Raw genomic sequence first — 25,943 nt, forward strand, 5'->3', positions numbered from 1 at the left:
GGAGAGAGCGTGCAGACACAAGGTAAAAAAGACTAAACACCAACCATTCTTGTAGGACGGCGGACTTAGAGTGATGAAACAATAAGGGGGAGCATCGAATTGCTGATGAGCAGGAAAGCGAAGAAATACACCGCATTAAGTCTGACGATTATTATGCTGCTGTCTTTGATACCTGATATGTGGACAGGGCGGGTGCAGGCTGCGGCGAAGGACCTTGAAGTGGTCTTTAAGAGTGGGGCGCGCATAGGAAATCTGTCCTATTCTGCCACCAATACGTTTGTTAATTTTTACAATAACCAAGTCGAAGGCTTTGTACAAACAGAGACTGATAAGGATGCCCAATATGACTGGTCAAGCGGCGATATTTTTGCTGGTGTCCATGATGAAAAGGCAACTGTCACCTTTCAGGTTCGTGTGGCAGAAAACCCGATTCTTCGGGAGATGGCCAAAAGCGGACATGCTGAAATGCTTACTGGGTTTTCTGTTCTTAGACGCCATTCCGGTGTCTTTTGGTCCCGAGAATCTGAAATCGAAATTAGCATCGACGGCAGAATGCTGATTGATGAAGATACAGATGAGGGAAACAGTCAAAAGTATAACAAGTCTGCGTCAGCCATCATAACTCCGAATTCTGTAATTAATATTTGGATTATGGGAGAAGGCGATGACGATGGTGAGGCAGCAGGTGTACGCGGCTTTTACCTGAAGTTCCAAGATTTGCAGCGCCCGGTGCTGAAAGACTACACCTTCACCGGTAACGGTGCAACCCGTGAGAATACGACAATTAACCAGACTGAACTATATGTGAAAAAGAGCGAAAATGTAACAGTTGCTTACAATTTTACAGAGCCGGTTAAACCGACCTCACTGGTGGCAAGCAACTCTGACTTTTTCCTCCGTCATCCGTTGTTTGTGAACCCCGCGGGTACCGGGCTTCCTGGAGCAGGTCAGCAGCAGTATCTCGAGAACATCACTTACAGCTCCTCCAATCTGAGTACGCTGAATAATTCGATCGCCTTCTCCTACAGCCCGAATGAATACTCCCAGAGCGGAAACCTTCCGGTGGAGCCGAAGATTGCAGGGACAACCCCGAACAATCCTCCGATGGAGCAGACGATGCAGGAGAAATTCACGGCAGCCGGACTTGCGGATGCAGCGGGAAATATGGCAACGATCAGCTTCCCGAATAAAGGCAGTTCAGCGAGTCTGGAAAATGTACAGGACAAGACAGTTGACCCCTTCAATTATAAGAGCGGCGGTTACCGGGTCATTGTCGATGCGGTTCGGCCGAAGTACACAAAGGTTGGTAACGGCATCCAGCCGGAGATTCTGACCGGGGTAACGCTTAATGAAGGCGATATTATTAATTTTACGGTTCAAATGACCGAAGAAGCCGTTGTGAAAAAAGACTGGACCACTGAGCAGACCTTCCTTCGCTTCAATAACGGCATGAAGGCTTATTATACCGGCGGTACCAATACAAAGAACTGGACGTTCCGGATGACGGTGCCTGGCGGTACGGCGGTAGAGGCGCCGCTGCTCAAGGTCATTGCGCTTTCCAATGATGCCAAGGGCGACAATACCGACATCAATGTTATTCAGGACTACGCAGGTAACCTGCTGTTCCAGCCGGCTAACTATGACGGAGAGCATGTGGACGGGGATACGTCGCTGGTTAACTCCAAGATCGACTGGGCTAACCTGTCCATCGACAATACGTTGCCGATCATCGGCTACCGTTATGAAACCGGTGGAGGCAGCAATACGACTTATCAGAAAAAAGGCAAGGTTACCATTGATGCCAACGATCCCGCAGTGAAGGTTCCTGCCCTTGATCCGATTGCAGCAGACCGCGGCCTTGACAGACCAAGCCGGGGGATTTACCGTCCGTCGAACATGACGGGCTCGGCTTCTCCGTCGGTCGGCCTGGTGTACTACCTGTGGAGCCAGAATCCGGCAGATCCATTCGCATCTGTAGCAGATGAAAATTATGCAGCGCTCAAACGTTTCGCACTGTCAGCGAAGCAGCCTACAGAGGAGCTGTATCCGGGTAAATTCCAGGATATCAAGCTTCAGGTTGCCAATAACAAAACCAACCTGCTGGCACCTCCGGCAGAAGCTTTTACCTCCGGGAACAGCGGAGAGTGGTATCTGCACACATGGACTGCAGACATGACCTGGGATTCAGCGCGTGAGCTGAAGCAGTACGAGCTGAAGCAGCAATATGTCAGAGAGCATGATGAGCAGTACAAGGCCTGGCTTGCAGAAGCTCCGGGCACTGAAGATGAAAAAATCCTGTACGCCGATAACAAGGCACTGGTTGCTGTAGGACAATACGGCGACACAAATGTATGGAAGCTGGACTACTTCAAGAAGGACGATTCCAACTGGACTCATAACGTAGGTATCCTGAAGCTGGATAATCAGGTTCCTACCATTGCTAATGGTACTCCGAGTAACGACAACTCTAACAGCGTTGAGATTACAGCCCTTGTATCTGATCCGCACAGCGGAATCGATACCGTGAAGTACCAGTGGGTTAAAGACGGCAATCAGCCGGCGGATGTGGACTGGAAGCCGGCCAACTACAACGGCACAACAGTAACCCAGTCAACCTACGAGGATGTTTTTGAGGATGGCAGCTACTGGCTCTATCTTAAGGCGGCTGATAAAGCCGGAAATGAAATTACGGATGTGACGTATAACAAGACGGTTACTGTGAATTCACAGGACAGCATGCCTGCCGAATTTACACCACCGTCCAACCCTAACTATGTGCAAAGTCATGATGTAATGTTCAGCATTGGAGGCATTACACCGGACTTTGTCGGATATGCCATAACGGATAGCTCCAATCATCCGGCTGGTGACAGTGAATTTACGGCACTGGAACCGGTAGAAATGACGGGGAAAAAAGCGCTTCTGGAAGCAACGCCCTCACCTTCACCGTCTTCATCAGCTGAAGCGGGCAGCGGCGGAGCAGAAGCAACGCCAACACCGACACCTGCTCCAGCTGAAGGCAGCGGAGGAAGCGGATCGGAAATCACTCCGGCACCAACACCTGCAGCCGATCCGGCTGTAGAACCGGCTGTCGGCGCAGTGGCCGGACCGGCGGCAATGATGAAGCTGCTGTCCGTTGGCCTGCTGAATACAGGCAGCTTCAAGCAAGTGGCTGTCAATACACTGGAGGCTACACCTACACCAGCTCCTGAAGCTTCGGCAACGCCGGCCCCAACTGCCGCACCGGAAGTATCGCCGTCTGCGGATGCTGAGCTGACAGAAGGAACAGATCAGGCAGCCATGCTCCTGGCGGCAGAAGAAGAGGCTGAGAAGCTCACTTATCTGATTCCGGCCGATGCCACCAAGAACGGTGTGCAATATGTGCATTTAATTGTGAAGCAAGGCGACAAAGCGTATTACTACTCCAAAGCCTATTATTTTGATAATGAGCCGTCATCAGTAACCTACAGCAAGAACGGCGTTAATTATCCGCTGCCTAAGCAGTCGCTGAGTGTTACTGTTTCCGAGCTGTACAGCAAGACAGGCGCGAAAACGAAATACCAATGGGTCAAAGCGGATGCTCCTGCACCGGATGCGGTTTCCCAGGGATGGACTGACCTTCCGCTTGGCGGAGCCGTTGAAATTACCGGCAAGGATCTGAAGCCGGGTGAAGTAGCCGATTACATCCTGTATGTGTGGTCCGTTGACGGAGCAGGCAACAGTGTCGTCTCTCACACTCCTGAAAGCTTCAAGGTTTCGGCGAGCGGAGATAAGGATGCACCTCCGGCAGCTGCCGAGTCTGCACTCCTGTACCTGTCCGGTGACGAGGAAGACGGTTATACCGCCATTGTGAAGCTGAGCCTCGACACAGAGGATAAAGCAGGCTATGAATATTCCATTTCGCCGGATAACGGAGCAAGCTGGGTGAACTGGAAGCCTTACACGAACTTTGTATCGGTTAAGGTGCCTACAGGTAATCCTGCATTCCTGGAAGTCATGGTGAAATACAGAACGCCGGGCGGCAAGATCAGCGACGCTGCCAAGCTGAAAATACCGGCCCAGATGCCGGAAGATGCTCCGGTATATGCACTCGCCAGCATGAATACTACCAGCCCGGTGAATGCCACTGTCGGTGCCAATATTGAAGTGGCGGTTCCTGCAGGTGTCAAGGTTATTGTCGGCAAGGTGAATCCAACCGTACCGGTACGCACAGGCAATACCTTTAGTGTCAAAGAGAACGGCTTCTACAGCTTTGATCTGATCGACCTTAATGATGCCGAGCGTACCGACACACTGTACATCGTGGTTAAGAATGTGGATGGAACGGCGCCGATGGCAACCGTAGAATATCCGTTCACAGCACTGACGAACAGCAATGTTACGGCACAGCTGGTCGATCCGTCAGAGCCAATTATTATTACGAACAACAACGGCAAGAGCTCTTATACCTTTACGGAGAACGGCTCGTTTACCTTTGAATTCAAGGATGCCGCAGGCAACACCGGCACAGCGGTAGCCACAGTGAACAATATTGACAAAGAAGCACCTAAGGTGAAAATTGTCCGCTCTTATCAGTACGGAGTTGACGGCAGCAAGATATTCGGCACGATTAAGGACGGCAACGGCAATGTGGTGCTCTCCTCCGGAGTGACGCTGGAAGTGCAGAAGGCGGATAACTCTGCGAAGCAGATCTTTATCACCAGCCAGAACCAGACCGTATCCATGAAAGAAAACGGCGTAGCTTCCTTTACCGTAGCTGATCAGTTCGGTAATACGACTGTAATCAAAGAGACCGTAACCAATATCCTGAACACAGCGCCGGATGCGGATAAAATCACTTATACGTTCGTAGATGCTGCTGGCAAAGCAGTTCCAGACAGCAAGATCGTTACGATCGGCGGACAGGAATACGCACAAGGCAAGGTGAAAGTGACGGTTTCCGGCAAGACGACAGCACCGAATATGGTGTTCTCGGGACTGAAGCCGATTCAGTCGGGCGCAAGCTACACGAACAAAATCAGTGCGGCAGACGGTACATTCACTTACTCAAGAGAATTTGAAAGTGCGGGTTCAACGGTAATGACGATCTCCGACCTGCTCGGCAATTCGAGCAAAATTCCGGTTACGGTAAAAGGTTTGGATAACACGGCACCTGAGCTCACATTGAAAAAGAGTGCTGTCGGCATTGCCCAGAACAAGCAGAACTTTAACTTCGCCGTTGATCTCGGCGGCTACACCGTCTCCGATAACGTATCGGCGGCAGCGAATGTGAAGGTGGCTGTCACCGGTCTTGATCTGACGAAGCTTGGCCGCCAGCAGGTTACTTACACTGCAACTGACCAGGTCGGCAATAAAACCGTGGCAACGCAGGATGTTATTGTCGTGAAGGACGGCGGACTGCTTATTTTCGGAGACGATACACTGATTTCAGCTTCCTCCGGAGAATCCGCATTGTTCAGCAGCAATACTATTACCTTCAAAATCAGCGGCTACAACACAATGAAGGTTTCAGGCGCTGACAAAGTGAATGAGTGGGGTACATTCGATCTGATGTATCAGTCAGGACTCTACCGCGAAGGGCAAATGAAAACTATCGCTACCAAAATCACCTATGATCAGCTCGTGAGCGGACAGTACAAGGTTACTTTCCCGAAAGCCGGCTGGTACACAATTATCGTGAGAACGCAGGAGCGCGACCGTGAGTATGCGACCTTCTTCGTCAGCAGCACGAACTAGAAAAGAACTATGAACAGGGGGACTATAGGTGAAGCTGCTTAAAAAAACGTGTGCGGTAATGCTCTCCTTCGTGATGGTATTCCTGTCTACATCAGAGAGCCTGCATGCCCTGGCGGATGCGGCCAAGGCGACGAATACAACCACGATCGCCAATGACTTCATCAAAGTCACTGTGGATAACGCTACGGGCCGTTACGGTGTCCGTACAGTGGATGGCCAGCCAATACGCAAGAAGGATCAGAATACGAGCCTGCTGTTCCAGGGAGATGATCCGGAAACGTCGTTTACGACGTTCCGGATTGACGGAACAGATTATATCTACGGCAACAAATACAAGTTCGACAGCAAGTTTTATTCCGAAACCACAGCACCGAAGATTGTGGAGAACTCTAACGGAACCAAGCAGCTCGAAATGCTGTGGAAAATCAAAGGCGTAGAGATCAAGCAGATCCTGATGCTCTACACCGACAGCAAGGATATGGTGAATTCCGGTAATATCAATATCCGCTATGAAGTCAATAACAAGAGCGGGGCTGTCGTTGAGGTCGGCAGCCGGATCCTGCTGGATACAATGGTCGGCGCCAATGACGGGCCGCTGTTCCAGATAGGCACTGCCTACCAGGCTCCGCTGATGGTCGAAAGAAAGCTGGTGCATGACCCGCGGGCAGCAGGTATTCCTGAAGAGGACGCCGCGCTGTACAAGCTTCCTTCCTACTGGGTTATGCGTGACAAGCTGGACCTGACCAATCCGCAGGCGACGAATGTTGTCGCCTACGGCTTCAACAATATTGCCGAGCAGAATATCAACATTGTTGATGAGATGATTGTCGGCCACTGGAACGGGCTGGCTAACACGAAATGGGATTACAAGGTGAACCCGAATCTGGATTTCACCCGTGACACCAATGATTACGGAAGTGCCGACTCTGCAGTCGCCTTCTACTGGAACCCGGACAAGATTGCCGCCGGTGGTTCCCAGAGCTTCGAGACCATATACGGTCTCGGGGAAATCATTGCTCCGGATAAAGTATTCTCGATCCGCTATGTAGATCAGATTCAGCAGCTGGCGACTCTTGAGGATAACAGTGCCTACAGGGATGAGGGCATTTTCGATATCACTGCAGAGGTAGAGAATCTGGCCGCTTTTAACATGGAGCATTCCAAGATCGAAGTGCAGCTTACGCTCGAAAGCGGGCTGAATTTCGTCAGACTTGACAGTAAAGGGAACGTCGTAAGAGATGCGAACGGCAATGCGGTGCTTGAGAACACGCGAAGCCGGACGCTGGAATTCAAGAAAACGGCATCGCCTGAAGAAGCGGAACAGGGCATCCAGCCGAAGTACAAGCCGGGTGATACCATTGCCGCATCGTTCAAGGTGCAGGCTAAAGGCAGACCATGGCCTACAACCCGCGAATATATGATTACAGCACGCAGTCCGGAGACCCAAAGTGAGATAGAGGGTATGGCGGATGAAAGCATTAAAGCACAGTATGAGTCGAACAAATCGAACTTCATTCTGCTGCCGCCGGTAGGCGAGGCAACACCGACCTATGTATACGGAATGTCTCCTGATGAGCTGTACAGCACAGACGTGAAGTATATGACCGTCAACCTGTCGAACATCGAAGCCTACAATACAGGTAACGAGACGACAGCGCCTAACTTTGATCTGTATCTGAAAGAGACAGTGACCGGTGAACGCTACAAGGTTAACGTACAGGATGCCGTTGTTATGCAGCCGACTGATGACGGAATGTCCGGTGATATGAGAATCACTTACCGCGGCGGAGACAAAGTGGATGAGGCCGGCAATGTAATCGAAGAAGGCCTCGGACCTGAGCTTCCGCTCGGTGAATACCAGGTGGAGATTGACTACAAGGGCGATGCCGGCGGTGACGAGGAAATTGCCTCGATGTATGACATCACCACTGAACAGTCCATTATCGTATCCGACAATGACGAATCACGGATCCGTGAAGCCGGCATCATGGTCGTATACAAGCAGCTGGTGGATGTCAGCGGCATTGCGAACGGATCGTCTATAAGCGGAGATTTACTTGACGATCTGAACAGCATGTTCCCGGACGAGCCGTTTGAAGACGGAGCGTTCCTCTATAACGCAGTAACGGAATACAAGAAGACCAAAGCGGTAATCGGAATGGCCAGCAAGGCCGTTGATCCGGAGTTCGAGCTGAGTGAATTCATGGATGATGAAGCGCTTGAAGAAACACCTCTCTACAACTACATGCTGTTTGACTCTGAAGAGGATTTGGAGGCATTCGAGGCTGAAGCAGAGGAAGAGGAAATTGACCGCGAAGTGGTTGTTGTCATTCGCGGGATGATCAAGCAGGTCGGCTCCAAGGCTGACGAGCAGGTTATCGTAGATACAAAGACTGAACCGGCCATTATTAATGATGCTGTAGCTTATACAGGTAAAGATCTGGCGTTTGTCCGCGGTAAGCTGGACATCTTCGGAACAACACAGTCAGATGACATGCCGTTCCTGGATACCCTGTTCATCAAAGGGGACGGAACGCTGAGCGTGGCAAGCAGCGGTTTTATTTTCCATAAAGGGGAATGGACGCTGGATTTCTTCAACGGCTTCAACAAGTCGCTGGGTGATGAGAACTTTAACCTTCCATCGGCCAGCACAGGTGATGATGACGAAGAAGAAGAGGAAGAAGAAAATACGAACCCCGAAGATGATACCCAAAACGGCAGCCTGAAATGGGCCGTCGGGGGCGTGGGCGACAGATTGAATCCGCTGCGCCAGGTAATGATCGAGGATGTATATTTCAACAGACAGTCGCTGTTCGCAGCGCCGAGCTTTTCGATTGACGGCTTCGGACTTTCTTTTAATGACTTTATGTTAAGAGAAGGCGGGATTTCCTTCGGCGGCTCCCTGTCGATGAAGATCATCAATGCAGAGATCAACAACGTGGTGTTCAATGATAAAGGTTTTGTCGGCATTGACGCGGCCCTCAAGTTCGACTTGGGTGAAGAAGTTGGCTTATTCGGACCCAAGAAGGAAGGCGCCAAGAAAAAGGATGACGACGGTCCGGCAAGCCCAAGCGGTGAAATTACAGTCACCCACTTTGTCCAGGATATCGGCGGAGAGCCGGTAGAGAACCAGTACGGGCTGGCATTTGATGCCCAGCTCAAGAACATGCTCGAAGTATCGGTTGAGCTGTCCCTTAAGAAGGTTAGAGACGGCCGGATTCTGCCGGATGTCATTGCCTTCGGAGCAGGACTTCCTTCTCCGGGTATTCTGATCACCGGTGCTACGTATCTTACAGGAATTCGCGGTGCGGTCCGCGAGCTTGCGGATACCATTGCCGGCGGAAGCAAAGATGATCCATTCCCGCTGACCGTGTCAGCCGGTGTAAGCTTACGCTTCGGTATGGCTCCGGCTTACTTCTTCGGGGATGTTGATCTTACCGTGAAACGGACCGGACTGAAAGTGGAAGGCAAGATGGATTTCTCCACGATGGCAGATCCGGAAGATGATGACAAGCTGCCGATGCTGACCAAAGCGCTGCTCGAAGCCCAGTGGGTCACCCCTTGGTTCGTGCGTGTGCAGGCAGAGATGGATATCGGCGGCTGGGATATCATTATCGGTAAAGCGGGGATTTTTGTCGGACAGAACCTCGAGAAGAACCGCACCGATTTTGAAGGCTATATCGGCTCCAAGATCCAGATTCCTAATGATGTGCCGATTGTCGGCGGTATGCCGCTTTCCAGCATGTTCCTCGGAGTCAACAATGATAAGGTATGGGGCAGCATCGGCATTCTGCTGATCTCGCTAGGAATCACTTATTACTGGGGCGGCGGGGTTGAATTCGGAACCTCGACAGACCAGCTGCCGGATGGTGTCATTCATCTGGTTGTAGATGACCCTGAGCTCGGACCTCGTCTGATGGTTATCGGACAGGGTGTTGAGACTGTAGCAACCTCCGAAGCGGCTGTTCCGGCAGCTGAGCAGGAGAATCAGGAAATTGTCTACCGCGAAGTTGCCGAAGGTGTGGAATACGTTGAAAATGGTTCACTGAACGTCAGCGTAGGCGGCATCACGGTTAAAAACAGCGGCAGAGTGCATGAAATTCCAATGGGTAATGTAACCGGTAATGCGGTTATCGAAATGGAATATGAATCCAAGGATCGTCCGGAATTCACGCTGAAGGATGCAAGCGGCAAGGTATTCCCGGTTAAATTCGACAACACGAATACAGACCCGACTGCCAATGCGTTCACCCAGTACATTCCGGCAGCCAATTCAAAAGACCAGGTCGATGTGCGTAAAGCATATATCATCGTACCTGCAGATAAGGTAAATGGCGGCACGTGGACACTGACTGCGGTTTCCCCGGTCAAAACCAAGCTGCTGAACGTACCGACTGCACCGCAGCTGAATGATATCGTTCTGGCTAAGGACAGCTCGAATGCGAACAAGTTCAACGCTTCCTGGAAAGTAGCGAATGCGGCCGAAGGGGATACAATCAATCTGTACCTGGCCCAGGACGCAGTTTCCAAGAAAACAACCACGCTGGACAACGGAGAGCCCGTGCTTGAAGCAGGTGATCCGGGTCTGCTCATCGCCAAGGATATACCGGTCGGCCAGAACGGCGGAGTCAGCGGCGGAGTAACCAGCGGAAGCACAAGCATTGACGTAACCAATGTAACCCTGATGGGCAATCCGGAGGATATCCGCGGACTGCTGAGACAAGGAAACTACTATCTGCGTGCCGAGCTGAAATCCAGCGCTACCTTCGCTACGAAGACTTCGGTGCAGAAGTTTGAGATTGTTGATCCGTATGCACCGCAGAACGTCAGCGATCTGAAGGTTGAACCGGCAGGAAACGGACTGTTTGCCCTTTCCTTCAAACCGGGAGCGAAGAAAGCCGGACACAGCGGTTATGAGCACAGCTACATTATTGATGCAAAACGTCTGCAGGACGGCGAAATGAAGGATTATGACAACTTCGGCGAAATCCTGTTTACGGAAGCCGAGCTTGCCCCTTACTGGAATGCGGCAACAGGCAAGTATGAAGGCATTCTGATCGGCGGCTGGTCCGCAACCTCTACATCAGATGTTGTGGAGCTGGGCAGTCTGGAAGGCACCACAATGGACCTGAAGGATGTGAAGTATGTCGGTCTTGAAGTTGGCTATGAATACGAAATCGGCGTGTCGGCAGCAACTGTTCCGACCGAGGCTGATGACAAAAACCAGAATTATCATTACGCAGACCGGGTTGCTGCTGCGAAGAAGCTGCTTCCTGTACCTGTTAAACCTAAGCTGAATGTGACTGGCCAAGGTACCGTGGAGAACACCGGTGATTACATTAACCTGCTTACCAAGCAAACGGAACAGACACTGACGTTTACTTCGGATCAGAAGAATGTAACGGTAGAAGCGTTCTACGCGGAAGAGTCAATCGGTAAGGCAGCACTCAGCAATACTGCAAGCGGAAGCCAGGGTACGCTGAAGCTGACCAAGTTCCAGACAGACGGACCGTTTGCTGTAGAACTGCGGGCAACGAATACAGTAACCAAGGACCTTTCTGTAACCATGCTTTATCTGACCGTTGATACCATTGCGCCTGTGCTCTACATTGACCAGCCGGCGACCGGAGCAAGAACGGTTAACGACGGTTCGGGCAACAAGATCACAGTAGCAGGTACTACTACAAAGGGAACTCTCCTGAAAGTAGGCAGCACGGTAGTGCCGGTTGCTGAAGACGGAACCTTTAATGCACAAGTGCCGGTAGCGTCGGCTGATCCGACTGTTGCCCTTCAGTTCACCGCTTCAGATGCTGCGGGCAATGAAAATTCGGCAGTTGTGAACATCTCCAATGAAAGCTTTGATGTTCCTTCGGCACTGATTCTCGAGCAGGTTCCTTCGCTGCAGCCTGGTGAGAAGAGCATCATTACCAAGGCCTATCTTAAAGTGGCCGACGGCAAGGACGAGAACGGTAAGACGAAGTATAAGCAAGTCGAAGTTAGCCAGAAGGACATGAGCAAAATCAACTATTCTGTAGCATCCGGAGATTCGGTTGATGTGGAGACCGTGGTTAATGAAGTAACACAGCAGCGCACCACTACCGTCACAGCCCTTGCAACAGGCTCAAGCCTGATTACAGGGGAGTACACAGTAGCGGATGGAGTAACAATCCAGGGTTACACGGTTGCTTCGGTTGAAGTGCCTGAGCCTGCGAAGCTGGGAAGTCTGGTTATTTCTGCAGAGCCTGCAGGGACTAATACTACCCAGACAAGAATTGTGGTTTCCGACTCCGGCGATATGACCGGACAACAACTGGCGTACAAGATTTACAGCACAGGTCAAAGCGGAGCCCTTCCGGCATTCAAAGAGGATTTGAGCGACTGGAAGATCCTGCCGGCAGATGGTGCAGTATTCGTGAAGCCGGGTGATGAGATCGTCGTTGCCAAGCGGACATCCATGAACAAACTGGCAATGGCAGCTGCCAAAGTAAATGCGGTAATCTACTCTGCATTACCGGGCAATGAACCAGGCGCACCTGGTATTCCTAGTTCTCCGGGCGCTCCGGGCGCACCTGGACCAGCAGCACCTGCACCGGCTCCGGAAGGCGCACCTAAGGTGACGCTGAACGGCCAGGATGTAGAAGCAGCCTGGAATGGAACAACAGCTGTAATTCACCTGACTGACAGCAGCAAAGCTGCAGAGGGCAGCGGGGATATTACAATCAGCAGTACAGATTCAGCTGCTGCAGGCTTCGATATTACTGTTGATCAGAGCGTTGTACAGCAGGCTGTTACAGCCAAAAAGAAAGTGGTTATCCAAGTTCCGTTCGGATCACTTGTCCTGACACCGGAGCATCTGTCGGGACTGAATGGTCCGCTCCAGATCAGCATCGGAAGCAATACTGCTGCTGATAAGACAGCCATGTCCACAATCGCATCCGTCCAGAACTTCACTGTACTGGGAGCGGGCGAAGGGGTGCATGTCGCCGTCAATCTGCCTTCCGGCAAATGGGCTCCTGCCCTGAAAGCCAATGTAGGGATCCCGTCTGGCATTACTGCCGGCGCAATTACCGCAGTAGTTCTGAAGGATGCCAGCGGAAACTGGACAACAGTTCCTTGGAAGCTGAACAGCAACAGCACAGCTGTGGATGTACAGCTGACCGGCGAAGGAAGCCTGTTCTTCATCAGTAACAAGAAGGCATTCAAGGATGTGGCTGCAGGCTTCTGGGCTCAGCAGGATATCAATGCCGCTTCCGGTAAACTGTTTGTGCTGGGTAAATCGGCTGACAGCTTTGCTCCTCAGTCCAAGGTTACCCGCGCAGAGCTGCCGACGATTCTCCTGAGAGTGGCAGGTCTGATGAACAATCCGTTCAGTAAGCAGAGCTTCTCGGATGTGGCGGCGAACAGCTGGTACAGCCGCAGCGTATCGATCGCAGCTGAGCTGGGTATCGTAACCGGCCAGAACGGCGGACAATACGCACCGCAGGCTACCCTGTCACGGATGGAAGCCATGACCATGGTCGGCAGACTCCTTAATGTGATCAGCGCAGGCGGCGAAACGCTCAGCGAAGCTGAGGTTGCACAAATTCTCGCAGCGTATGCTGACAAGGATTCCATTCCGGCATGGGCTCAGCAGTCGATAGCACTCAGCATCAAATACGGCATCATCCGCGGTGTGGACGGTAAAATCAACCCGGCCGGCGAATTGACCCGTGCTGAAGCAGCTACGATTGCAATCAGACTGGACCAGTATATTACAGACAAACAATAGAACAGCAGGGCCCGCATCAGCCGAGAAGCTGATGCGGGTATCCTACTGTACAGCATTTCAAACTATTTAAGGTGGTGTCATGATGGCAATGAAGCAAAAATCAATCCTTGGGTTGGCGGTTGCACTGATAGTTCTGACTATCGCAGCGGTTGCCGGTGGCCTTATGGTTAAAGCCGACGGACAGACCTGGTCGAGTGCAGCGGATACGTCATGGTACAACCCGGTTTATACAACCTTCAAGATTGATACAGAAGCCAAGCTCGCCGGGGTGGCGAAGCTCGTCAATGAAGATATTGACGCAGACGGCGGCAAGGTAAACGGGTTTAGCGGTAAAATTCTTGAAATTGACCGCAACATGAATCTAGGTGCTTATCTTTGGGTGCCGATCGGTAACGGAGAGCATCCGTTCCGCGGAACACTGATTTCCAAAGAAGGCTCCATTCTAACCATTTCGCAAATGAAGGTGCCTTCCGGTTTGTCCTACCAGGGTCTGGTAGGCAATATGATTGACGGAACCGTTGGCGGTTTTGTGTTCTCGAACGACGGTTCAATCAGCGTAACCACCGTCACCTACGATGTGTATGCAGGGGCTGCAGTCGGTAAAATGGCCGGCACAAGCATTGTATACGACATTACAAACAACCTTAAGATTGCAACGGACAGTGCGCCTTACCACACTTACGCCGGCGGTATCGTCGGGATGGGTGAAGGATCGGTTGCCAACTCCTTTAATAATGCCTCCATCACAGTAAACGGCACATCTGCTGCCGGAGGGATTGTAGGCTACGGAGACGCCGGCGGTTTGAAGCTTAAAAAGGTATCAAACACCGGTGCGGTGCTTGCTAACGGCCAGGGCAGCGACTCCATCTATGCCGGAGGGATCGCAGGCCATACCATCGGCTCCGTAACTATGAATGATGAAGACACGGTTATCAGCAACAGTGCAGCCGTCACCGTAAATGGCGGAGCAACAGGATATGCAGGCGGTATTGTCGGAGGAATCGGCAACACAGCGGTATTCTCCGATTCGACGAACAACAGCGGGGCTGTCAGCATCAATGCTCCGTCAGCAACCGGCACGTATGCCGGCGGCCTTTTCGGTGCAGCGGGTGCTGTGACAAACCCTGATTTCAGTATTGCTTTTGTGAATACGGCAACTGTAACCAATAATGGCGGAACGAATGTGCATACTGGCGGTATTGCCGGTTATGCGGCCAGTACGGTTACATGGACCAAAGAATATACCAATGCTGCAAACGTAACTGCTACAGGTTCGCAAAAGATCTACACTGGCGGATTTATCGGTTACGCTGCGAGCGGGATTGTTCTAAATAACCCTGCAATAGATGCTTACCAGAACACTGCACATATTCAGGCAAGCGGCGGAACCTCTGTTTACACAGGCGGAATCGCCGGCTATGATGCAGGCGGAAGTATTTCCAATGCCTCCTTTACCGGTGCCATTGATGCCATTGGCTCAGCAGATGTGTATACCGGCGGGATTGCCGGTTATGAAGCCGGCGGAAGCATCCTGGCTTCGCAGGCTGGCAAAGCGGCGTCCGTTATTCCAACAATCATTTCTGACGGAACAATCGGCGGGATTGCCGGTTATCTGGATGGAACGATTAACAATGCAGTAGTAAAAAACATCCGCCTGAAAGCAACCTTAGAAGGCGGTGTAATCGGCGGGATCGCCGGTAACGCTCAAGGAACAATCAACGGCGCTTATGCCGGGGATGCCGAAAGTGCAGATTATAACAGTCTTGCCATCGAGGCTGCGGTGAAGAACCCCGCTGCCGGAGCAGATAATGTTACTGCCGGAGGACTTGTCGGTATGAATGACAAGGCACTGACTCTGACTAACAGTCAGGCTGCCAGAGTGGGACTGATCACTGAAAGCGGAAAAAGCGGCTACACATTGGGTACAGTAGCTGGTAACCTGAACACGCTGGCAGTGATCGGTACAACGGAAGCACCGATTGTGGCGAAGGACTTTGTCATTGAAATGAATGCGGACAACGGAATCGTCGGCGGTGCTGTCGGTGTCAACCGTACTTCCGCACTTCATCTCCATGCCGAGCGTATTGAAATTAAGGCAAAGGGTGCATCTGCCCATGCCGGCGGAATTTTCGGTGAGAACCATGGTGCAGCGCCATATGTGCTTGCCGAGAACATCATCCTCAGCTCTGAAGGCGCGGATGCGCTGCTGGGCGGGGTTGCCGGTTTGAATACAGGCTCCCTTACGGATGCAACGGCACACGCCGTAAGCATCACAGCAGGCGGAATCCGTACAGAAGCCGGCGGTATTGCCGGACGTTCGGCAGGTGCGGATGCAGCAACTAACCGCGCAAGCATCAACACTCCGGTATTCCATGCCGGCGAGCTGGCAGTAGTTACCGTTAACGGTGCAGATGTCAAAGCCGGCGGACTTGTAGGTTATGCCCAGGCTACGGATATTGTTAATCCAGTCGTTGCAGCAACAGCGCCGGATTATGTCAGCATTTCCGTTAAGGGAACAGGGGCAAGAGTCGGAGGTCTGGCAGGTGCACTGGAGAACAGTACACTAAGCGGGGACACAACGACTGTCAACCTGGAGAACCTGCTTATTAATACTACTAAAGATGCGGCAAACGGCTATACCGGCGGACTTGTCGGCTATAACGACAAATCCAGACTGGAGCGCCTGGTCGGAAAGACGCTTAACCTGACGATCAACGGTGCAAATGCCAAAACAGCGGGTATTGCCGCTTACAACCTGGGTACCAATTCAGCAGTTATTACTAACAGTTATGTAACAGCACTCAGCTTGAAGGTAAATGCAACAGCAGTCAATTCTACCATCGGGGGAATTGTCGGGCTTAACGATGCCCGCACAGGTGATCCGGTGATGAATCCGGGAACTGCAGTGAGCACTCTTCAGAACACGCGTACACTGGGCAGCATTGCGGCAACGGCCCCATCCTCCGTCCTTGGGGGAATGGTCGGTGAGAACCGCAACCTGATTGCCAATAACAGCATTACAGACAAAATCTCGGTATCCTCCAAAGGCAACAACGTAATCTTTGGCGGCTTAGCCGGTCTCAACACTGAAAAGGGTACGCTTTACTACACCTATTCGAATGCCAATCTGACCATCGAAGGCGCAGGTACTCTGGCCGGAGGTCTGGTAGGGGAGAACACAGGAGCAGTTAAAGGCTCTTATATCGACATTGATCTGACCGGAAAAGCGACCGGTACAGCAGGCCAATCTGTATTCCTGGGCGGTCTGATCGGCCGCAACAGCGCAGGTACTGTTGAGCAGTCCTACACCTCATCCAGAGTTACCGCCAGCGGAGTGTATACGAACGTAGGCGGTCTGATCGGTGAACTTACCGGAGGAACAGTCAAGAATTCTTATGTGGCAAAAAGTGTGGCTGCCACAGGTGATCATTCCTATGCGGGCGGCTTTATCGGCAGAATCCAGGACGGTAAAGTATCTAATGCCTATTCTGCGGCTGAGGTTTCGGCTGCTAACGGCGCATATGCCGGCGGTTTTGCCGGACGTTATGACAATGCCAGCAAAGAGCTTTTATACAAAACCTACTATATTAAAGATGAATCGCTGAACATCAACAAGGATCTGCCGGACTTTGCCGAAGGCAACCACCGGTGGCTGAATGTGCATGTACGGCTGACTACTATTCTTTCAGCCACCCTGAAAGACAGAACCGTGTTCCCTGACTTATCCGGCTGGGATTTCACAGGCGCATGGAAATACGGCTCTCTGAATGCAGATTACAAATATCCTGAAGTGAACCGTGAAGCCAATACCGGCGGCGACCTCGGCAATGATGTCAACGCCAATATCAACTGGTACATGAAGGATAAGGACGCTATCGGCTTCCAGATTACTACTGAAGCTGAGCTTGCGGGTCTTGCGTCCATTGTCAACGGCACTATTGCCGGTGTGGACAAATTCAATTTTGCAGGCAGAACAATCACCATCATGAACCCGATTCATATTCAATCCAAGCAATGGGTTCCGATCGGTGACAAGGAAGAGAATGCCTTTGAAGGAACATTCATCGGCGGCAACCATCTGATTGACGGTCTGACACTGCAGCCGGTCTTCACGTACTCCGGACTGTTCGGGGTTATAGGGGCAGATGCAGCAGTATCTGATATTAATCTGGAGCCTTTGACTGTATCAGGTAACCAGTTCACCGGCGCTCTGGCCGGTCTTAACCTGGGTACCGTATCGAACGTGGATCTGAAGCTGCTGAACGGCATCAAGATCAGCGGCGGAACCGTTGGAGCTGTAATCGGTAAGAACACAGGTGAAGTTTCCGGACTTCACGTCACTTTTGACGGCGGAAGCCGGGTTGAGACTGTATACAGCGGCGGAATTGCCGGCGGTATTATCGGTGATAACACCTCTGATCTGACTGCAGCAACCTATTCCGTCACAGCCATCAACGGCAGCATCGGCAGCTCTGCGGATCAGGCTGTAATCGGCGGAGTTGTAGGTGTGCAAACCGGTGATGTAACCGGACTGAAGTCCGAGGTGAGCTCGAAATTGCAGATTGCCTCCTCTGGAATGGAGAGCATTACCGGCGGACTAATCGGTTCTTATACTGCAGGTACAGCAAGCGCGCTGGAAGTGAACTTCACTGACGGAGCCCTGCAGGCAAGCGGCCTTGACTCCATTCTGGGCGGTGTTATCGGACATGCCGAGGCAGGTACTGTGCTTAATAACATTACCGTTACCGGAACGGGAGACGGAGTCCAGCTGACAGGTAATGGCATAGTGGGTGCAGCAGTAGGCGTTAAAGAAGGCACTCTCGGGGGCATGAAACTTAAGGCTCTGGCTGCCAGCAGCAGTACCTTTGACCTTGACCATGTAACTGTAAACAAGGTTACCCTGGCTACTGCTGCAGACTCTCTGAACGGAGTAATCGGCGGTATTGCCGGACAATTTGTAAATGCAGCCATGAACGGCAGTTCATTTGCAGGCACAATACAGGCTTCCGGCGAAACGGTCGCTGCAGGCGGTATTGCCGGACAAGCTGTCAATAGCATCCTTTACAATGTGGATGCAGCACCAGTAATGAATGCAGCTGCCAAGACAGGTGAGGCAGCAGCAGGCGGTATTGCCGGACTCCTCTCCAGCAGTGATATTAATGAGGGCTTTGATTTCGGTAAGCCGTATCCGTTGTACCGCGGCATCTATCTTGCCAATGTTCATAACGGGGTTGTAACAGTTGGCGGTACAGGTCATGTTATGGATCTGTATGCCGGCGGTGTTACCGGACGTAATAACGACGCTTCGGTTTACCGTTCCAGCTCGCAGGCAGAACTTAATGTCAGCGGCGGTAAAACAGTAAATCTTGGCGGTATCGCAGGCTACAGCAACGGTATTATTGTGGATGCCTACGCGGCCAACAGCCTGAAGGCTGATGACAGTAGTGTCTACAATGTCGGCGGTATTGTCGGTCAGGGATCTGACGGCGAGATTCATTACAGTGAAACAGCAGCACCTGCCGGACAGGCAATTACTGTAGGGACTGCTTTGACACTGGAGAATTCCTTGCCGGCAACACGGACCGGCGGAGTTGTAGGTATGGGGGATCATATCAAGATCACTTACTCCCATGCGGACATTCCTGTAAATATTAATGATACCAATAAAGACAACACCATTTACGCAGGCGGCTTCGCCGGTCTGCTCGGTGATACCGATGTGCGCGAGGGACAGATTACACACTCTTACGCCACAGGTGCTCTGAATGTCAGCGGAAGACTGGGATCTTATGTCGGCGGCTTCGCCGGTTCAGTTGACCACTATAGCATTAGCAGTTCCTATGCTTCAGGTGATGTGGCAAATACCGCACTTGATACACGTACAGGCGGTTTTGCGGCAGCTGTAGAAAGAAACGCCGGCATCAGCAGCTCCTATGCACTGCAAGCGAAAATTTCTACCACAGGAATCAAATCGGCAACCCGTTCCTTTACAGGCGGCTTTGCCGGATACAATGACGGTACCCTGAGCAATGTATATGCTAATGTGCCGGCCATTACGGCGAGCGCACCGGGAGCTGATTTCCAGCAGGGCGCACTTGTCGGCTACAATTTCCGTGACGGTAAAATCAATAGTTCGAGTTATGTAGGCACATTGGCAGCGGTAGGCAAAAATGCCGGTGCTGCAGTTAGCGCTGTGAAACTGGCGCCGGAAGAGGCGCTGAACCCGCTGGCTTCAGGTGACTGGAACATTGATTATGATACATCCTTCATGGATAATGCAGCAGAGGGTGTAATTACACTGAACTCTGCGGAGCAGTTAACCGGAGCAGTCCTGCTCTACAATGAGACTGGTTTAGACTTAGACTACTACGTTCTTTACAACAGAACGGCTACTGAAAAGCCTGAATACAATACACTGCTCCTTGGAGCGGATATTGATCTTGAAGGCAAGCCTTGGGTACCGTTCACCAGCCTGGCGGGAACATTTGACGGCCAGGGTCATACAGTGTCCGGGCTGGCATTAACCTCGGCAGATCAGACCTATCTTGGATTTGTAACCGAGAATATCGGTACTATTACCAATGTGAACTTTGCCGGTGTTAAAGCTTCCGGTAAAAATGCCGGAGCTGCTGCCGGGATTAACCGCAGTACCGGGATCATCACCGGTGTTACCATCAGCGGCGCCCTTGAGGGTACTGAAGCTGCGGGCAGTGCGTCAGCGGTCAACGAAGGAACAATCAGCAAGGTTAATGCTGTTAACCTGACTGTATCAGGTCCGGGACGGATTGGCGGAGTTACCGGCGTGAACGCAGGTACAATTACGGCTTCCAGCTCTGGTGGCAGCATCAGCGGAAACGGACAGGCAGCCGGCGGAATCACCGGCCAGAATGCGCCTGCGGGTGTAATCTCTGACTCCGTTTCTTATGCAGATGTGAATACAGCAGCAGCAGAAGCGGTCTCCGGCGGTATCGCCGGAACCAACAGCGGCAGCATCAATAACAGTTATGCTGCAGGAAGAATCTCTGCAGAGGGTACACAGAAGGCATGGAGCGGCGGTATTGCCGGTTATGCGGCAGAAGGTACCATTACTTCTTCCCTGAATACCGGTGAGGTTAGAGCAGCTGTCAATGGTGTCATTGCACCAGGACAAGCATTCTTCGGCGGAATTGCCGGACAGAAGGCGAACGAAGCTTCTATCAGCAGCTCTGTATTCAATGCACAAATGCTCAAGGTGAATGTGGCTTACTTTGATGCTGAAGGCAAAGCTGTAACCGGCATTGCGGGCACCTCTAGTGTCACAGGACTTAAAGCGTCTGAACTGGCTAACGGAACGCTTCCTTCAGGTCTTACAGCAGGACATTGGACAGTGCATAACGGCTATTACCCTGGACTCACTGCTTTTGAAGGGACAAAGGAAGGAATGCTCAGCACTGCTGCAGTTATCCTGAACCCGCAGGACCTGATCAACCGGGTAGCCTCCGGCTTTGCACTGAAAGGTGCAGACCGGGTGAACTGGAGTGCAGATCCGGCAGCCGTTGTCCTGAACGGGACGACTGGCACACTGAGAGATGGAGCCGCCACTAAACTGACGGTATCCGCTCAAGGACTAACCAGAAGCATCATGATCAACGAGCCTGCAGTGAAATACCCGGCAACAGCTGCAGCACCGAAGCTGCTGTCTGATGCGAAGGACAAGATTATTACGGCCGAGACATCCGTCGTCCTGGGAACAGATGAGCCAGGCGGCAGTATTTATTACACATTGGATGGCAGCACGCCTAATGAAACATCCTTGCTGTACACTGCACCGATTATCCTGAAGAACGCAACAACAGTTAAGGCTGTTACAATCGTTCAGGGCAAAGAATACAGCAATGTATGGACAGCAACATGGACGCTTCCTACCGGCGGTAATTACGGCGGCGGAGGATTCTTCCTTCCTCCTGCCAAGGAGCCTGCCATTACAGCAGTTACCAGCAACGCAAGCATTAACGGTGACAGCGAGGCTCCGGTGAAGGTTGCCAAGAACAGCAAGCTGAAGCTGAATGCGCCTGAAGGGCAAGTCATCTATTACACGCTTGACGGCAGCACACCGACGGTGAACAGCACGAAATATACCGGTGAGCTTCTCATTACTGGAAACATGACTATCAAAATGATCACCGATCAGGATGATACAGTTATCACTATCGAGTATGCGGTTGAAAATGCCAAGTACAGCCTGAAGGGCACAGCGGACGAGACCAAGTACATGACTGCTTATGCAGACGGTACGTTCAAACCAAGCACAGCGATTACCAGATATGAGCTGATCACTGCACTGGCGCCGCTCCTTGAGATGGAGAATGTAAATGTAGGGAATCTGTTCAATGATGTACCGGCTGAACATGAAGCGCTGACGGCATTCTTTGCTTCGGCAGGCATCATTGAGGGATATCCTGACGGCGGATTTGGCGGTACAAAAGGCTTGACAAGAGCCGAGTTTGCGAAGATTATGACTACAGTGCTTAATCTGGATCTCAAGACTGCCGGCATTACCAGACAGTCTGATCTGAAGGGCCACTGGTCCGAGCAGTATGTGAATGCCCTGACCAGAGCAGGGTATGTGCAAGGCTTCCCTGACGGAACCTTCAAACCGAACGCTCCGATTACACGTGCGGAGGCAGTTGTAATGATCAACCGGATTGTCGGCACGAAGAAGCTGACTGTAACGGCTGTGAAATACAAGGATCTGCCGGCCACCCACTGGGCGTTCAAAGATATTATGTCAGTAGTGCAATAAACGATAAAGGAATGATAAGCGGATGAAAAAACAGCTTGCGTATCTTTGCATTATAGTATCCCTGTTGACTGCAGCGTTCTTTTACAATGGTACTACCAGTGCCGATACGCCGGTTGTCAACAACGCTGAACAGACCTATCAGCTTGCAGAAAATGCGATGTTCTATCTGCGGGTGCTGAAAAGCGACGGAACGGCAAGTGCCACGGGTACAGGAATTATCCTGTCCCCCGGCGGCACTGCGGTCACTGCGTACCATGTTGTAAAGGGTGCGGAGCGGATGGAAGGGGTAATGGCAGACGGGACTGTAATCAGTCCTGTCAAGGTTACCAAGTACGATGAGCTTAAGGATGTAGCGGTGCTGGAGCTGCCTTCGCCTGCGGCGATGAAGATAAAGGACAATGCCTATTCCTATCTTCAGGTGCGCAAGAATGCAGTTAAACACGGCGAGTCGGTATTCGCACTGGGGTACCCGCTGAAGAATACGAATATTATTACCGAGGGCATCGTCAATACGCCTGCAGCTGAGATTAACGGACGCAGCAGAATCTTGACCTCGGCACAGATAGCAAGCGGAATGTCCGGAGGACCTCTGATGGATGCGCACGGCCAGCTGGCCGGAGTGATATCCGGTTCCCTCAGAACGATGAATAATATTCATCTCATCATTAACAATGATGATCTCCGCAGCCTGCTGCCGGCGGCGCTGAAATAGACCGTCTTACGTCTGCAGCACATTGTTCTGGCAGCAGCAGAGGCTGAGGCGGGTTAACTTCAATCACGGCTGTCCCGGGACGTCTGTTAGACAGATGTCAAGGGCAGCTCTTTTTTTAAAGCAAATTCCTGGTGAAAGGCGGGAGAGAAATGATTAGGGCGTTTTTGCTGGATGTGAATCAGGAGGATCTCTATAAGCTGGCTGCCATGCTGCACAGGTCAGGAAAAGTCGCTGTGATCGGGATGTCTTCTCATCCGCAGAGCGCTTTGGAACAGATGGCCGGGCTGCAGCCGGATGTGCTGTTTCTGGATCTTCAGCTCCACGGCCTGCAGGGGGTACTGGTGGCCGAGCAGATTAAGCAGCAGCTGCCGGCAATCCAGATTGTGGTTACAACGGGAAGTAAACAGCATGCGCTTTGGGCTTTTGACCAGGCTATTGTAGATTATCTTCTGAAGCCGTTTGAAGAGGAAAGGCTGTGCCAGTCCCTGGAACGGCTGCGTAAAGGCAGTGATGCGGTATAGGATGCCGGATTGTCCCCCCTGTGATACAATAATCTGAAAAGCCTAAAAGATGGGGGATTGAAGGAATGTATGACTTTGAACGCAAAATAGACCGCCGCAATACCCGATCCTATAAATGGGACCAGAGTGAAAAGCTGTTCGGCAACAGCAATATTCTGCCGCTGTGGGTAGCGGATATGGATTTTGAGAGTCCGCCCGCGGTTAAGGAAGCGATACTGCACAGGGTGGAATCCGGCGTTTACGGCTACAGTGTAACCGGCGAATCCTACAAGCAGGCCATTGTGAGCTGGTACAGCCGGCGTCATGACTGGAAGATTCAGCCGGAGTGGATTACCGATTCACCGGGGATTGTAACCTCGCTCAGCCTTTCGGTCGAGCTGCTTACCAAGCCCGGGGATGAGGTGATTCTGCAATCGCCGGTCTATTATCCTTTTTACGATGTCATTAATATGAACGACCGGACAGTAGCTAAGAACCCGCTGATTCTGAACAACGGGCGTTATGAAATGGATTATGCGCATCTCGAAGAGGTGATGAAGGGCGGTGCCAAGCTGCTGCTGCTCTGCAATCCGCACAACCCGGGCGGTACGGTCTGGAAGCGTGAAGAGCTGCTGCGTCTGGGCGAGCTGTGCCTGCGTTACGGGGTAACGGTCATTTCCGATGAAATTCATTGCGATATGATCATGCCCGGACATAAGCATATTCCGTTTGCCTCCTTGTCGGAGGAGCTTGCTGACATCACGGTTACTACACTTGCAGCAACCAAAACCTTCAACCTGCCGGGCCTGCAGACCTCTTATATTGTGGCTAAAAACCCGGAGCTGCGCCGTAAATACGAACGCAAGCTGAAGGCGCTCAGCCTGCATATGTCGCATTATTTTGCCCAGGAAGCAGTAGAAGCGGCCTACAATGAAGGCGAGGCCTGGCTGGACGAGCTGATTCAGCATATTGCCGGAAATGTGGAGTATGCAATCAGCTATCTCGCAGAGCATCTTCCTGCCGTCAAGGTTATGCGGCCTGAAGCCACCTATCTGCTCTGGATGAACTGCCGGGCGCTCGGGCTGGATGCCGCCGGGCTCAAGAAGCTGATGTACAAGGAGGCCGAAGTGGCCTTTAACGAGGGTTCTGTTTTCGGTCCTGAAGGCGAAGGGCATCTGCGCATCAATCTGGCTTGCCCGCGTTCAGTGCTGACTGAAGCCCTGCAGCGGTTCAGCCGGGCGGCTGCACCTTATGTTCAGCAGTAAAACTATATAATATTACAGTAAGCTTGCCGCAGATCCTCTTGAACACTGGCTGTTCAGGGGACCGCGGCAGGCTTTTTGCTTGACTTGCCCCGGCTTAATACAGAGATGAATGGAGAGAACCTGCAAATGAGCTTGACCCGAATGATAATTGACTGTGACACCGGAATTGATGATGCACTGGCTATACTATACGCACTCCGTACTCCGGGTGTAATAATAGAGGGAATTACGATGGTCTTCGGCAATACGAGCGTCGAACAGGCGGCTGACAATACGCTCAGACTGCTGGATCTGGCCAAACCGGATTATGAAATTCCTGTTGCCATTGGTGCTTCCAAAGCGCTGGCACGTGAGCTAGGCGGCTTCTCGCCCCATGTGCACGGGGAGAACGGCATTGGGGACGTTCAGCTCCCTACGTCTTCCCGGCGGCCGGTTAAAGAGAGTGCTGCAGCGTTTATCGTAAGAGTGGCTAATGAGCATCCCGGCGAAATCGTGCTGGTGACGCTTGGCCGGCTGACCAATCTGGCGCAGGCGCTTGAACTGGACCCGGATTTGACCGCCAAGCTGAAAAAGGTGGTTGTGATGGGCGGAACGATTTTCAAGCCGGGGAATGTAACGCCGGTGGCCGAAGCCAATCTTTGGGGCGATCCGCTGGCGGCAGACCGGGTATTTACCTCAGGTCTGCCTGTGCTAATGGTGGGGCTGGATGTAACGCTGGAAACGCTGATTACCTCGGAGCATCTGGAACTGCTGAAGCGTCACGGCAAGGAAGAGAACCGGGCGGTTATCGAATTTATGGACCAGTCTCTGCAGCATTATTTCCATTTTTACCGGGAGGCGAATTATATTATCAATGCCGCACCGATGCACGATCCGCTGGCCATGATGGCCGCGCTGCATCCGGATCTGCTGACCTGCCGGCAGATGAAGGTCCGTGTGGAGCATCAGGGGGAGCATACCAGCGGGATGGTTGTAGCCGATCTGCGGGCACAGCCCAAGGCAGGGGAATTTATTGAGGTAGCTGTTGGAGTAGATGCCCGGCGTGCGGTAGGTATCTTTTTAAGCGCGTTTATGTAGGCTCTCCCGGCTGCAGGGTTCTGAAGAAATATCAGTGGCGTCATTCAAAAATGACAATCTATTAATTTGCTAAAATGTGCTAGTTTGGTAAAATGATAGGGTC

General features: G+C 51.9%; 7 protein-coding genes. All 7 read left to right on the forward strand.

Annotated features, from left to right (window positions below; all coding sequences use genetic code 11):
- The first annotated feature begins 99 nt into the window (after positions 1 to 99).
- Positions 100 to 5,736 carry a hypothetical protein gene (locus AC4G46_RS11290; RefSeq protein WP_491128015.1) on the forward strand — a complete coding sequence of 1,879 codons (5,637 nt, stop codon included), beginning with the start codon at positions 100 to 102 and terminating at the stop codon, positions 5,734 to 5,736.
- A 28-nt stretch (positions 5,737 to 5,764) separates the two neighbouring features.
- The gene (locus AC4G46_RS11295; RefSeq protein ID WP_491128016.1) at positions 5,765 to 13,504 is read left to right on the forward strand and encodes an S-layer homology domain-containing protein; all 7,740 of its coding nucleotides are present in this window, start codon (positions 5,765 to 5,767) and stop codon (positions 13,502 to 13,504) included.
- 82 nt (positions 13,505 to 13,586) lie between these two features.
- Positions 13,587 to 22,286, forward strand: a complete 8,700-nt coding sequence (locus AC4G46_RS11300; protein ID WP_491128017.1) for a chitobiase/beta-hexosaminidase C-terminal domain-containing protein — start codon at positions 13,587 to 13,589, stop codon at positions 22,284 to 22,286.
- A 22-nt stretch (positions 22,287 to 22,308) separates the two neighbouring features.
- Complete coding sequence (locus AC4G46_RS11305; RefSeq protein WP_491128018.1) at positions 22,309 to 22,998, forward strand: S1 family peptidase; 690 nt, start codon at positions 22,309 to 22,311, stop codon at positions 22,996 to 22,998.
- Positions 22,999 to 23,147: 149 nt separating this feature from the next.
- Positions 23,148 to 23,519: a LytR/AlgR family response regulator transcription factor gene (locus AC4G46_RS11310; RefSeq protein WP_068725375.1), complete on the forward strand. Its 372-nt coding sequence runs from the start codon at positions 23,148 to 23,150 to the stop codon at positions 23,517 to 23,519.
- A gap of 65 nt (positions 23,520 to 23,584) precedes the next feature.
- Entirely contained in the window at positions 23,585 to 24,763 is a 1,179-nt protein-coding gene (locus AC4G46_RS11315; RefSeq protein WP_491128019.1) for a MalY/PatB family protein, read from the forward strand.
- 126 nt (positions 24,764 to 24,889) lie between these two features.
- Positions 24,890 to 25,840 (forward strand): nucleoside hydrolase, encoded by a 951-nt coding sequence (locus AC4G46_RS11320; RefSeq protein WP_491128020.1) that lies wholly within the window; start codon positions 24,890 to 24,892, stop codon positions 25,838 to 25,840.
- The last annotated feature ends 103 nt before the right edge of the window (positions 25,841 to 25,943 follow it).

The organism is Paenibacillus sp. fava2 (genome assembly GCF_058313675.1).